At 47.7% G+C, this 344-nt stretch carries 1 rRNA gene; it reads left to right on the top strand.

Annotation, left to right across the window (positions count from 1 at the left end):
• Window positions 1–262: 262 nt before the first annotated feature.
• Window positions 263–344 (top strand): 23S ribosomal RNA (locus EDM21_RS24485); the annotation flags it as partial.

Here is a 344-nt window from a genome sequence, read left to right as displayed (position 1 = left end):
GATCACCTCCTTTCTATGGAGACTCGGGTGCCGAAGCGCACCCAGTCAAGAAGGCTTCGGCCTTCACAACTTCAATCACTCGTTGTCAGTTTTGAAAGGAGAATTTCCTTCTCTTTTCAAACTTTTTACTGCCCTGATCTTCTTCGGATTGTCAGTGGCGCGAATCCGTTGTTCCTTGAAAACTAGATAGCGAATTATGTAACTAGAATCATCCAATAACCTTGTTATAGATGATCAGGTATCCGCACTTGTGCGAATGCAAGGTCAAGCTAATAAGGGCACACGGAGGATGCCTAGGCGCTAGGAGCCGAAGAAGGACGTGGCGAACGACGAAATGCCTCGGG

The organism is Paenibacillus lutrae, assembly GCF_009757775.1.
In the GTDB taxonomy this organism is placed as follows: Bacteria; Bacillota; Bacilli; order Paenibacillales; family NBRC-103111; genus Paenibacillus_F; species Paenibacillus_F lutrae.
Note: the sequence above shows the minus strand (reverse complement) of the source record. Positions and strands in the feature narration are given on the sequence as shown.